Here is a 12,589-nt window from a genome sequence, read left to right on the forward strand (position 1 = left end):
CTCACGCACCCGTTGCGCTGGTGACGGTGGAACTCTCTCGGAAACGGGAGACCGCCACCAGTCCCACCAGGAGGAAGACCACCGGGAGCAACACCGCATTGCCCATCGCGGCACCGAACCCGAGCGTCCCCTCACCCATCTGCATCACCGCGCCGAGGGCGGCCGCACCGAGTACCGCACCGACCTGCCGGGCGGTGTTGTACACACCCGATCCGGCGCCTACGAGGTCACCGGGCAGGTCGCGCAATGCGATCGTCGAGTTCGGGGCCCAGCACAACGAGTTCGCGAAACCGAGCAGCACGATCGGGATCAGGAGCCAGCCGACGGTGGCCTCGAGATGCATCGCCACACCGAACGACAGCATCGCCGCGATCATCGCGGAGAAACCGATCCGGGAGATCCGGCCCGGCGCGACCCGATCGGTGACCCGCCCGATCAAGGGCGCCATGATCACCGAGATCACGCCCATCGGTACCAGCATCAGACCTGCGACCTGCGCGGACAGTCCCTGACCCACCTGCAGGTAGAGCATGATCGGCAGGTTCACGGCGTAGACCGTGAAACCCAGCGTCGCCACGGCGGTCACCCCGAGGGTGAAGTTGCGGCGGGTGAACAACCCGAGCGGGGCCAGCGCCTCGGTGCCGCGGGCCACCGCGGTCCGCTGCAGACGCACGAACACCCCGAACGCCACGATCCCGATACCGAGGACGACCCACACCCACACGGTCCAGCCGACATCGGGACCCTGCTGCAGGGAGAAGATCACGCCGGTGACCGCGACCAGCGAGACGACGGCGCTCAGCACGTCGATGCGACGCGCCCCGGTCGGCAGTTTCGGCACGTACCGCGCGACCATCACCAGAGAGATCAGGCCCAGCGGGATGTAGACGAAGAAGACCCACCGCCACCCACCGGTACCGACGAGCACCCCACCGAGGACGGGCCCGAACAGACCCGCCGAGCTGGCCACCGCGCTCCACACACCGGTGGCCGCACCGCGCCGGTCGTGCGCGAAGATCCGGTGGATGATGCTCAGCGGTTGCGGGTTGATCAGCGACCCGCCGAGCCCCTGCACCGCACGCAGCGCGATCAGCCACTCGATCGTCGGAGCCATCGAGCACGCGAAGGCCGCGGCCGTGAAGATCGCCATGCCCACCAGGTAGACGTTGCGCTGACCGAAACGGTCGCCGAGACGACCGGTGACCAGCAGCGGCACCGCGAAGGTCAGCAGATAGGCCGCCGACACCCACACCACCTGGTTGATGCTCGCGTCCAGATCCTCGCGGATACGCGGCAGCGACACCGCGACGAGCGATTGGTCGAGCAGGGTGATGAACAGACCCACGCACAGGGCCGCCAGTGCGCGCCAGGCCCGCGGCTCGGGGATCGGGGCAGCGCTGCGTCCCGCAGCCGACGCACTCACTCCTCGACCGTGATCTCCGCGGCGTCGTCGTAGAAGCACACGTATCCCTCGATGGGCTCCATGCCGGGGAACGGCTCGGGATACGACCATGCGACGTTCTCGGCAGGCGGTGTGCCGGAGAACGACCAGTATCGGGCGACGCCCTTGTAGGGGCAGCTCGTCCGCCACTCGGATTCCTCGAGCACCGAGAAGTCGACGTCCTCGGGAGGGAGGTAGTAGCGGGTCGGGAGGCCGGTCTCGAACACGAGTACGGGGTTGCGGGTCTCGGCGACCACGACGTCGCCGATGGTCACCCGCACGTGCCGGGAGCTGCGCAGGGCGTCGACGCGGTGATAGGGATCGCGTGGATGGGTGAACACTTCGGTCTCCTCCTCGAACCACCGTTCACCCTCGTCGACGTCGTCGCCCGGCCCGGTCTCGCCCCACCGGAACCACTGGAAGACGAGACGGTCGTCGAGACCGTCGACGTCGAGCTGGCAGACCGGTGAATAGGCCCGATGGTCGCGGACGACGATGTCGTACCACTGCCAGACATCCTGCCGGGAGCGGCTCGGTGACAGGGAGGCCGCGATCAGGTCGAGCCGGACGTCCTCGCGGGGGAAGGCATAGAACGGAACGGGCTTGCCGGGTGCCCACACCAGCACGGCCCGGGTGCTGTCGACCACCGTCCGGCCGAACCACTCACCTCTGATCCTGCGATCGACGGGTTCGTAGAGGTAGTCGTCGGTCTCCGACGGCCGTCGGAGCACAGCGGTCTTGCGGGCAGCCATACCTCGACCGTATCGCGCCCGTCCAGGGCCGGGACGAATCCGCAGACCCGACCCATCCGCTCGACGACGGGCTCCGAATACGGGGAGAGACGGCGTGAGGGCCGTCACCCGAACCGACCGACACGAACCACTACGCACGCCCACGCCGCTCAGGCGACGACCAGAGGAAGACCGATCATGCCCAACTACGAAGCCCGGCAGAACGAGAATCGGCACCCGCACCCGTCCGCAGGTTTCCTCCAGCTGTTCATGGAAGCGCGCACGCGCACCGAGCAGACGACCCCGCGCGCGCAGGTAGGCAAGGCGTGAGGTCGGTCGGCGGCTCCGTCGAGTCCGTCGTCGTGGTGGGTGCGGGCCTCGCGGGACTGTCCGCGGCGCTCCACCTCACCGGTGCCGGCAGGCGCGTCACCGTCCTCGAACGCGAGAACACGGTCGGTGGTCGCGTGGGAACGTACCCGGTGTTCGAGGACGGGCGGCATCTCTACGACATCGACAACGGCGCCAGTGTGCTGACGATGCCGAACCTCATCGCCGACGCGCTCGCGGCCGTCGGGGAATCCTTCGACTCGACCATCCCGGCGCTCGACCTCACCCCGCTCGCACCCGGCTACCACGCGCGCTTCGCGGACGGCACCGCCCTGAACGTGTACTCCGATCCGGACGAGATGACCGCCGAGATCGCGCGCGTGTGCGGTTCCGAGGAGGCCGGCGGATATCGGCGGCTGCGCCGCTGGCTCGCGTCGATCTTCGACGCCGAGTTCGACCGCTACATCGACTCCAACTTCGATTCGCCGCTCGACCTCGTGTCGACACCCGCGGCGCTGCGCGACACCGCCAACCTCGTCCGGCTCGGCGGCTTCGGCCGGCTCGGATCGCGCGTCGGGTCGTTCATCCGGGACGACCGGCTCCGGCGAATCTTCACCTTCCAGGCCCTGTACGCGGGCACCGCACCGTCGACGGCCCTGGCGGTCTACGGCGCCATCGCCCACATGGACACCTCGCTCGGCGTCTACTTTCCGAAGGGCGGCATGTCCACCATCGCCGCCGCGATGGTCGATGCGCTCGTCCGCAACGGCGGCACCGTGCACACCGGGGTCGAGGTGTCGGAACTCCGCGTCGACGGCGGCCGCGCGAAGAGCGTGCGTTCCGCGGACGGCCGGGAGTTCGCCGCCGACGCCGTCGTCCTCACCGTGGACCTGCCCGTGGTCGACGACCTGCTGCTGCGCGCCGGGGTCCCGCCGCGCCGCCGCGCCCGCAGCGTCACCGTCGCGTCGCCCTCGGCCGTCGTCTTCCACGGCACGGTGCCCACCGAGGTGACACAGGCCTGGCCGGAGTCCCACCACACCATCGATTTCGGTGAGGAGTGGGCGGAGACCTTCGCGCGGATCACCGCCCCGCGCGGCCGCGGCCGGTTGATGGCCGATCCGTCCCTGCTCATCACGCGACCTGCCGTGACCGATCCGTCCCTGCGGGTCGTGCGCGGCGGTATCGAGTGCGAACCGGTCTCGGTGCTGGCTCCGTGCCCGAATCTCGCTGCCGCACCCCTCGATTGGGGCCGACTCGGCAGGCCGTACATGCGGGAGATCCAGCAGGTCCTCGAGCAGCGCGGCTATCGGGGACTCGCGAGTTCGATGCGAGTCGACCACATCGACACCCCGCGGACCTGGGCCGACAAGGGCATGCTCGACGGCAGCCCCTTCTCGGCGGCGCACCTGTTCCGGCAGACCGGGCCCTTCCGCCGCCCGAACCTCGTGCACGGCGTCGACAATGTCGTCCTCGCCGGGTCGGGTACCACGCCGGGTGTCGGCGTCCCGACCGTGATCATCTCCGGACGTCTTGCCGCAGAACGTATCTCCGGTGGCGCGACTGCCGGGCCCACGACGATGTCGATTCCGATGGAAGCAGGTGCGGTTGCCCATGGGTGAACTCGACGGGATCGATCCCGATCTGCACGAGGCGTATCAACTGTGCCGTGAGCTCAACCGGCGCCATGGCAAGACCTACTTCCTCGCGACCCGCATCTTCCCGGCGTCCAAACGGGCCGGGGTGCACGCCCTCTACGGTTTCGCGCGGATGGTCGACGACATCGTCGACGTGAAACCGGTCGACGCGGCACCGGTTCTCGACGCGCTCGAACGCCGTCTGTCCGACGCGCTCGGGGGCAGGCCGCCGACCTACGACGAATTCGGTCTCGTGCTGCGGGCCCTCGTCGACACCACGCAGCGGTACGACATCCCGCACGAGTACTACTACGCCTTCCTGCGGTCGATGCGGATGGACATCCCCGGCACCGAACTGTTCCGGTCGCGGTACCGCACGATGGACGAACTGTCGGAGTACATGTACGGCTCGGCCGCCGTCATCGGGCTGCAGATGCTGCCCATCCTCGGGATCGAGGGCGAACGCGAACAGGCCGAGGCTCCCGCCGCCGCACTCGGTGAGGCCTTCCAGCTCACCAACTTCATCCGCGACATGGGTGAGGACCTCGACCGCGACCGCATCTACCTGCCCGCCGACATCCTCGCCGCCTTCGACGTGGACGAGGACCTGCTGTGGCACTGCCGCCGGACCGGACAGCGCGACGTGCGGTTCGAACGCGCCCTCGCGCACCTGATCGCGCACACCCGCTCGATCTACCGTGTGGCCGAACCGGGCATCGACCTGCTCGACCCGAAGGTGCGTCCCGCGATGCGGACCGCCTTCGTCCTCTACGGCGACATCCTGCGGGCGGTGGAGGAGAGCGGATACCGGGTACTCCACCAGCGCGCACGCGTGTCGCGGCGCCGGCGGTTGTCGGTGGCGGCACCGCGGCTGGCCTCGGCCGGTTGGACCACGCTGCGTTCACGGTCGAGACTGGGGATGCCCACCGCGCCGCTCGGCCGGTGAGGCCCGACCGGCCGAGCCGGCATTCGGACCCGAATACAGAACAGGACATCACATGGAACAGGTCGTGCTGCTCGACGACGCAGGCCGCGCGGTCGGGATCGAGCCGAAGGCCACGGTGCACACCACCGACACCCCGCTGCACCTCGCCTTCTCGTCGTACGTCTTCGACCACCACGGCAACGTTCTGCTCACCCGGCGGGCCCTGGACAAGTCGACCTTCCCCGGTGTCCTGACGAACAGCTGCTGCGGTCATCCGGCGCCCGACGAGCCGCTCATCGAGGCCGTGCGCCGCCGGCTGCGTCAGGAACTCGGGCTCGACGTGCACGACATCGAGGTCGTCCTGCCGTCCTTCCGCTACCGGGCGGTGATGGACAACGGCATCGTCGAGAACGAGATCTGCCCGGTCTTCCGCGTGCTCTACGACGGGCCGGCGCCCACCCCCGAACCGTCGGAGGTGCACGACACCGAATGGGCCGACTGGACGGAGTTCTCCGAGGACGTCGTCGAGGGACGCCGTGAGGTGTCGGTGTGGTGCCGCGAGCAGGTGGAGCAGCTCCGCACGCTCGGCCCCGATCCGCTGCACTGGCCCGTGGCGTCCACCGCGGATCTGCCGCACGCCGCGCCCGAGCGACGATAGGGCCTCACCCGGCGACCGGGACGTTAACGTCGACCCTGTGATCGACCCGACCGTCCTGATCCCCACGATCATCGGCATCCTCGCCCTCGCCGTGATCTCGTCGGCGGTGCTGTGGGCGTTCCGGGTACCGCACCGATTCGCGCCCGTCGGTGCCATCGCCCGCGGCGCGGTGCAACTCGCGCTCATCAGCGTCGTGCTCTCCGGCGTCATCACCGACGCCCGGTGGGTCGCGGTGGTGCTCGTCGTGATGTTCACCGTCGCGTGGTGGACGGCCTGCCGGCGGATCGGGAGCGAGGCCGTCGTGCGCGGGGTGACGGCCGCCGCGATGCTGACCGGCGTGCTCGTCTCGGCGGGTGTCGTCTTCGCGACCGGCGCGGTGGAGGCCACCCCGCGTTACGCGCTCGCGCTCGGCGGCATCATCATCGGCAACACGATGACGGTCGCGGCCCTCGCCGGTCGCCGCTTCCACGAAACCGTCGACGACCATTGGCCCGAGGTGGAGGGCTGGCTCGCACTCGGCGCGACGATGCGGCAGGCGACGCTCTCACCCGCCCGGTTCGCCGTGCACGCGGCGATGATTCCGTCGACCGACCAGACGAAGACGACCGGTCTGGTGACGCTGCCCGGGGCGTTCGTCGGCGCGATCTTCGGCGGGTTGTCGCCGGTGGAGGCCGGACGGTTCCAGGTGGTCGTGCTCGCCGCGATCATGGCGACGGCGTCGATCACGTCCGTGCTGATGGCGCTCGGTCTCGGTCGCGCCCTGCGCTACCGTCCCGTGGTCGTTGCGTGAGACGGCGGTCTGCGGTGCGGGTGCCGACCGGAGTAGGAGTTGATACAACCGCTGCCGAGGGAAGGATCGTCGATGTTGCTCGTAGCCAACCGGGGTGAGATCGCGTTGCGTGTCGTCCGCACGGCCGGGGACCTCGGACTCGACACCGTCGCCGTCCACGCCGCGGACGACGCCGACGCTCCGCACGTCCGCGCCGCCACGCGAGCCGAGGCCCTACCGGAGTCCGGTCCCTCGGCCTATCTCGACCCCGGAGCGATCATCGGGGTCGCCCGAGCGACCGGATGTACGCTCGTGCATCCCGGTTACGGATTCCTCAGCGAGAACGCCGCCTTCGCGCAGGCCTGCGCGGACGCCGGACTCACCTTCGTCGGGCCGTCCCCGGAAGCACTGCGCGTCCTCGGCGACAAGCGGGCCGCCCGCTCGGTGGCGGAGGAACTCGGCATCCCGGTGACCGCTGCCGTCGAGACGACGGATCCGGAGTCCGTGCGGGCCTTCCTGCGCGACCGTCCGGGCGGGATCGTCGTCAAGGCACTGTCGGGTGGTGGCGGTCGCGGCATGCGCGTGGTCCGCGATGCCGCCGATCTCGATGAGGCGCTCCGGCTCGCCGCCGCCGAAGCACACGCCGCCTTCGACGACGACCGGCTGTACGCCGAGGTGCTCGTCGAGCGTGCCCGCCACGTCGAGGTGCAGGTCGTGGCCGCCGAGTCGGGGTCGGGTACCCGCGCGGTGGCGTTGGGCGACCGCGACTGCAGCGTGCAGCGCCGGCACCAGAAGCTCGTGGAGATCGCACCCGCGCCCGACCTGCCCGACGCCCTGCGGGAGGCGCTGCACGGCGCGGCGGTCCGGCTGATCGGGCAGGTCGGGTGCCACGGGCTGTCCACCGTCGAATTCCTCGTCCACAAGGACGGTTTCGTGTTCCTCGAGGTCAACCCCCGGATCCAGGTGGAGCACACCGTCACCGAGGAGGTGACCGGCGTCGACCTCGTGGCGACCCAGCTCGCGGTCGCTCGCGGGACGGGATTCGACGAACTCGGTCTCCCGAAAGGCATCACTTTCGACGGCAAGAAGATCGGCGGACGTCCTGCGGCGGCGCAGGGCATCGCGGTGCAGGTGCGCGTCAACGCCGAGACGCCGCGCCCCGACGGGATCGCCCTGCCCACAGCCGGGACGCTCACCGCGTTCACGCCACCCACCGGACCGGGCATCCGCGTCGACACCCACGGCCGGCCCGGCCTCGAGGTGACCGGACGTTACGACTCGCTGCTCGCCAAGGTCGTCGCGTACGTGCGTTCCGGCGATCGCGCGGCCGTGCTGCGCAAGGCGTCGACGGCACTCGGCGAGTTCATCGTCGACGGTGTCGGCACCAACCGCGACCTCCTGCAGAAGATACTGGACGACAAGGAGTTCCGGTCCGGCAATGTCCGCACCACGTGGCTGGGGGAGCGGCTCGCGGATTTCGTCGACACCGCCCCGACCGCACCGGTGGAGTACACGGATCTGCGCGCCGACGAACAGGCGGTGCACGCCGAGATGGTCGGCACGGTCGTGGAGATCGCTCGCGCGGGCGACACCGTTCCGGCCGGTGCGCCGCTCGCCGTGCTCGATGCGATGAAGATGCAGCACGAGATCCGGGCACCGGGCAGTGCCGTGGTCGAACGTGTGCTCGTCGAGCCGGGACGCACCGTCGAGCCGGGCACCGTGCTCGCGGTGGTCCGCGTGCTCGACACGGACACCGCGACGGACGACATCGCCGCGGCCGACCTCGACGCCGACCGTGCCGACCTCGACGAGATCCGCCGCAGGCACGAGGTCACCACCGATGCGGCGCGGCCCGAGATCGTGGCGAAGCGGCACGGGCGGGGCCGGCGCACGGCGCGCGAGAACATCGCCGACCTCGTCGATGACGGTAGCTTCGTCGAATACGGACCGCTCGTCCTCGCCGCCCAGCGCGGCCGCCGCAGCGAGGAGGACCTGATCGCGAACACCCCGGCGGACGGACTTGTCGGCGGCACCGCACGGATCGGCGGGGCCGAGGTGGTCGTGATGTCCTACGACTACACCGTCCTCGCAGGTACCCAGGGCCGCAACAACCACCGCAAGACCGATCGGCTGCTCGAACTCGCCGCCCGGCGGCGGGTGCCGCTCGTGCTGTTCGCCGAGGGTGGTGGCGGTCGACCCGGGGACGTCGACGCCGGTTCCGGTGCGGGCCTCGACCTGCCCACCTTCCGCTCGATGGCGTCGCTGCGCGGACGCGTGCCCACCGTCGCGGTCGTCTCCGGCCGCTGCTTCGCGGGCAACGCCGCGCTCGCCGGGGTGTGCGACGTGCTCATCGCGACCCCCGACGCCAACATCGGCATGGGCGGCCCCGCGATGATCGAGGGCGGAGGACTCGGCGTGCACCGCCCCGAGGACATCGGGCCGATCGACGTGCAACGCCGCAACGGCGTCGTGCACGTCGCGGCGCGCGACGAGGCGCACGCCGTGGACGTCGCCCGGCGATATCTCGCGTACTTCACCGCGCCGCACGAGGACCGGCAGGCACCCGACCCGCGTCTCGCGCGACATGTGGTGCCGGAGAACCGTCTCCGCGCCTACGACGTGCGGTCGGCGATCGACGCGATCGCCGACCTCGGATCGGTGCTCGAACTGCGCCCGGACTACGGCGTCGGCATCGTCACCGCTCTGATGCGCGTCGAAGGCGCCTCCTACGGCGTGCTCGCCAACAGCAGCGCCCACCTCGGTGGGGCGATCGATGCCGAGGCCGCCGACAAGGCCACGGACTTCCTGGAACTGTGCGAATCGCACCGGCTGCCCGTGGTGAGTCTGTGCGACACACCGGGATTCATGGTCGGACCGGAATCGGAGAAGGACGCCACCGTGCGCCGCTTCGGGCGCTTCTTCGTCGCCGGCGCACGCCTGACGGTCCCGTTCGGCATGATCATCCTCCGCAAGGGCTACGGCCTCGGCGCGATGGCGATGGCCGGCGGATCTTTCCACGCACCCGAATTCACCGTCGCGTGGCCGACGGGGGAGATCGGCGGAATGGGACTCGAAGGGGCCGTGCGTCTCGGATTCCGCAAGGAACTCGACGCCGCGGAGACACCCCGCGAGCGCGAGGAGTTGTTCGGCCGGCTCGTCGCCCTCGCCTACCAGCAGGGCAAGGCCCTGCAGGCGGCGACGAGCTTCGAACTCGACGACGTCATCGACCCCGCCGACAGCCGCGCCTGGATCGAGCGACTGGTGCAACCGCGGTGAAGCCGGGTATGCGACAGCCATGGTGACCTATCCCGGCGCACAGGAGTACGTACCCGACAGCCGCGACCTCGCCGAACTCGCCGCCGCGTCCGCGGGATGCCGGGGATGCGATCTCTACAAGGCCGCCGAGCGGACGGTCTTCGGGGCAGGGGTGCGCGACGCACGCATGCTCTTCGTCGGCGAACAACCGGGCAACGAGGAGGACCTCGCGGGAGAACCGTTCGTCGGGCCCGCGGGGCACCTGTTCGACAAGGCCCTCGAACGCGCGGGCATCGATCGCGGGACGGTGTACGTGACCAACGCCGTCAAGCATTTCCGCTTCGACCGGTCCGCCAACGGCCGCAGACGCATCCACAAGAAACCGTCGGGTGGGCAGGTCGCGGCGTGCCGGCCGTGGCTCGAGGCCGAACTCGACGCCGTCCGCCCCGACGTGGTGGTGTGCCTCGGAGCCACGGCCGCGCAGTCGCTGCTCGGTAAGGACTTCAAGCTCACACAGCACCGCGGGGAGGTCCTGCACCTGCCCGAGGAGCTGTGCGGGTCGTGCGATCCGGCGGTGGTCGTCACCGTGCACCCGTCGGCGGTGTTGCGGGCGAAATCGCAGCGCGACGACATGTTCCGCTCGTTCGTGCAGGACCTGGAACGAGCGGCCACGTTGTGACGGCTCAGCCGGTGGTCGCCAATCCGGCCGCGAGCCCGAGCGCCACCGACATCGCGCACACCTCGAGGACGGCGTTGCGCAGCGACTCCTCCTCCGGGAGACGGTGGGACGCGGCAGCGGGGAGCCAGTTGCGCCGCCAGTTCCACGCGAGCCCCAGCAGGGCGCACAGCACGATTGCCTTTGCGAGCACGACGCGTCCGTAGCCGGTGCCCAGCAGCGCGGAGACCGAGCCGAGCCGTACCGCCGCGTCGACCACGCCCGTGATCACCAACGCCACCACGCACCGCAGGGCCAGCTGCGAGTAGCGCGGCAGCAGTTCCGCCCACGCTCCGCGGCCCCGCACGGTGACGGCCAGCGCCACGAGCACCCCGAACCACACCGCGGCCGCGAGCACATGCACGGCGTTGAACAGCGACCCCAGCGGTTGCTGCGCCATGTGGCCGGTGACTGGCCGGGCGATCAACGCGAGCGCCGCGGCGACGAGCACCGGCAGGGTGGACCACGCCGCCGACCGGCGGTACGCCACAGCGGCGACGACGACGATCGCGGCGATGCACACCCATGCCGCCGCATCCACGCGTCCCGTGGTGGTGCCGACGAACTGCCCGAACCGCCCCACGTCCAGGTCCGCGGCGGGAACATCGGCCGCGGTGGACGCGGCCCAGGCGAGGTCGATGCTCGCGAGCACGAGCCAGACACCGCCGAGCGTGGCGATCGTCCGCCACAGCGTGTCGGAGGAAACCGCGGGACGGCGTTGCCGCTGCACCATCACGGCCAGGACCGCGAGTCCGAGCACGGTCGAGCCGACACACAGCCCGATCGCCCGCACCGAACTCGAGGGGGCGGGCAGGGCGAGGGAACCGGCCACGGCGATGCCCGCGACGGTTCCGAAGGCAACGCCGGCAGCGGCCACGACGAGCCACTGCCGGCGTTCCGGGATCATGCGGGTCAGGCCTTCGGCTTGCGCAGCGCGAAGGCGAGACCTGCGGCGACCACGACGACACCTGCGACGACGAACCACCACACGGCAGGTCCGCTGCTGTCGCTCTCGCCCGACTCCGCGCCGGTCTCGCCGGTCGCGGTGTCACCGGACGCCGCTTCACCGGGCGTGCCGGTTCCCTCCTGGGTGAGCGTGAAGGTGCGGGTTCCGCTGACGGGATGTCCGTCGGCGGAGGTCACCCGGTAGGCGATCGTGTACTCGCCCACGGGGCCGAGACCGTCTAGTTCGACGGATGCGTTCGCACCCTCGATGATCGGGTCGCTCTTCGACCACAGGTTGCCGTCCGGCCCGACGACGGTCAGAGCCGCGAACTGCTCCTGCAGGTTCTCGTTGAACGTCACGGTCACCCGATCGGGTGCCTCGGCGATCTGCTCGCCGTCCTCGGGCGAGCTCGACAGCACCACCGAGTGGGCGGCTGCGGAACCGACGGACAGGGTCAGCGCCGCGATCAACGCGGTGAGGAGAACGAGGATGCGCTTCATGCCCGCCGCCCCCGGATCACGGCGCCGAGGCCGAGTGCGGCGCCGAGCGCACCGAGCACCAGGCCGATACCGCCGAGCCACCGCGCGGTGCTGTCGGTGGTGTCCTCCGACGCGCCGGCGGTCTGCTCGGTCTCGGTGGCGTGCGCGTCACCACTGCCGCCGTGCCCGTCGCCGCTGCTCGCCGCGAGGGTCAGGCTGGGGGCAGGACGTTCGGGTTCCTCGTCGCCGGTCGTGATCTCGTCCCACGCCACGACCTCGCCGTCGCTGTAGGTCTGGATCGCGGGGAAGGCGATCTCGTCCTCCTCGGGCAGCGGCCCGACGGACAGGACGAACTGCTGGAACTGTCCCGGCCCGACCTGCACGTCCGGTTCGGCGGTCCACGTCACGGAGGTCGCGAGCTGCGACTCGGGATCCTTCTCGACGGTCGCCGTCCAGCCGGGCAGCGGCTCGGTGCGCGCCGAGCGCAGCCCCGGAAGCTCGACGGTGAGGGCGGTCGTGCCGGCGGTCTCGGACTCGGTGGGGACCCGGAAGGTCAGGACGGTGTAACCGCCCTGCTCGGCTCCGGGTGCGACGACGGTGACGTGGGCCGAAGCGATGCCGGCGCCCGCGACCATCAGCGCAGCGGTTGCTGTCGCGCCCACGAGGGCGCGACGGGAGAACTCGAACATGTATGGGTCTTTCTCGTGGT

12 protein-coding genes are annotated in these 12,589 nt (G+C 70.4%); 7 read left to right on the forward strand and 5 right to left on the reverse strand.

Going from position 1 to position 12,589, the window contains the following annotated elements; translation table 11 throughout:
* Position 1: 1 nt before the first annotated feature.
* Together RBB84_RS21665 and RBB84_RS21670 are read right to left on the reverse strand one after the other, a co-directional pair.
* Positions 2 to 1,423: a DHA2 family efflux MFS transporter permease subunit gene (locus RBB84_RS21665; RefSeq protein WP_006553364.1), complete on the reverse strand. Its 1,422-nt coding sequence runs from the start codon at positions 1,421 to 1,423 to the stop codon at positions 2 to 4.
* Entirely contained in the window at positions 1,420 to 2,193 is a 774-nt protein-coding gene (locus RBB84_RS21670) for a DUF427 domain-containing protein (protein WP_019290393.1), read from the reverse strand. Before RBB84_RS21670 ends, RBB84_RS21665 begins: the two co-directional genes overlap by 4 nt.
* A 177-nt stretch (positions 2,194 to 2,370) precedes the next feature.
* On the opposite strand from RBB84_RS21670, the gene RBB84_RS21675 reads away from it, so the two are divergent.
* From RBB84_RS21675 to RBB84_RS21705, 7 genes are all read left to right on the forward strand, one after another.
* Positions 2,371 to 2,502 (forward strand): hypothetical protein, encoded by a 132-nt coding sequence (locus tag RBB84_RS21675; protein ID WP_257605954.1) that lies wholly within the window; start codon positions 2,371 to 2,373, stop codon positions 2,500 to 2,502.
* The gene (gene crtI / locus RBB84_RS21680; protein ID WP_350246815.1) at positions 2,499 to 4,118 is read left to right on the forward strand and encodes a phytoene desaturase family protein; all 1,620 of its coding nucleotides are present in this window, start codon (positions 2,499 to 2,501) and stop codon (positions 4,116 to 4,118) included. The genes RBB84_RS21675 and crtI overlap by 4 nt, the downstream gene beginning before the upstream one ends.
* On the forward strand, positions 4,111 to 5,079 hold the full coding sequence (locus RBB84_RS21685; RefSeq protein WP_006553367.1) for a phytoene/squalene synthase family protein: 969 nt from the start codon (positions 4,111 to 4,113) through the stop codon (positions 5,077 to 5,079). The genes crtI and RBB84_RS21685 overlap by 8 nt, the downstream gene beginning before the upstream one ends.
* A gap of 52 nt (positions 5,080 to 5,131) precedes the next feature.
* On the forward strand, positions 5,132 to 5,716 hold the full coding sequence (gene idi / locus RBB84_RS21690; RefSeq protein ID WP_064256886.1) for an isopentenyl-diphosphate Delta-isomerase: 585 nt from the start codon (positions 5,132 to 5,134) through the stop codon (positions 5,714 to 5,716).
* A gap of 37 nt (positions 5,717 to 5,753) precedes the next feature.
* Positions 5,754 to 6,506, forward strand: coding sequence for an ABC transporter permease (locus RBB84_RS21695; RefSeq protein ID WP_024102624.1), 753 nt, complete (start codon positions 5,754 to 5,756; stop codon positions 6,504 to 6,506).
* Between the two features lie 72 nt (positions 6,507 to 6,578).
* Complete coding sequence (locus RBB84_RS21700; RefSeq protein WP_350246817.1) at positions 6,579 to 9,761, forward strand: carboxyl transferase domain-containing protein; 3,183 nt, start codon at positions 6,579 to 6,581, stop codon at positions 9,759 to 9,761.
* A 19-nt stretch (positions 9,762 to 9,780) separates the two neighbouring features.
* Positions 9,781 to 10,419: a UdgX family uracil-DNA binding protein gene (locus RBB84_RS21705; RefSeq protein WP_006553371.1), complete on the forward strand. Its 639-nt coding sequence runs from the start codon at positions 9,781 to 9,783 to the stop codon at positions 10,417 to 10,419.
* A gap of 4 nt (positions 10,420 to 10,423) precedes the next feature.
* Here RBB84_RS21705 and RBB84_RS21710 read toward each other — a convergent pair whose 3' ends face one another.
* Genes RBB84_RS21710 through RBB84_RS21720 form a run of 3 tightly spaced genes read right to left on the reverse strand, consistent with a single transcriptional unit; the run spans position 10,424 to position 12,569 of the window.
* Entirely contained in the window at positions 10,424 to 11,362 is a 939-nt protein-coding gene (locus RBB84_RS21710) for a CopD family protein (RefSeq protein WP_064060569.1), read from the reverse strand.
* Positions 11,363 to 11,367: 5 nt separating this feature from the next.
* On the reverse strand, positions 11,368 to 11,901 hold the full coding sequence (locus RBB84_RS21715; protein WP_006553373.1) for a copper resistance CopC family protein: 534 nt from the start codon (positions 11,899 to 11,901) through the stop codon (positions 11,368 to 11,370).
* Complete coding sequence (locus tag RBB84_RS21720; RefSeq protein WP_006553374.1) at positions 11,898 to 12,569, reverse strand: YcnI family protein; 672 nt, start codon at positions 12,567 to 12,569, stop codon at positions 11,898 to 11,900. The genes RBB84_RS21715 and RBB84_RS21720 overlap by 4 nt, the downstream gene beginning before the upstream one ends.
* Positions 12,570 to 12,589: the final 20 nt, after the last annotated feature.

Source organism: Rhodococcus sp. D-6 (assembly GCF_040256695.1).
In the GTDB taxonomy this organism is placed as follows: domain Bacteria; phylum Actinomycetota; class Actinomycetes; order Mycobacteriales; family Mycobacteriaceae; genus Rhodococcus; species Rhodococcus pyridinivorans.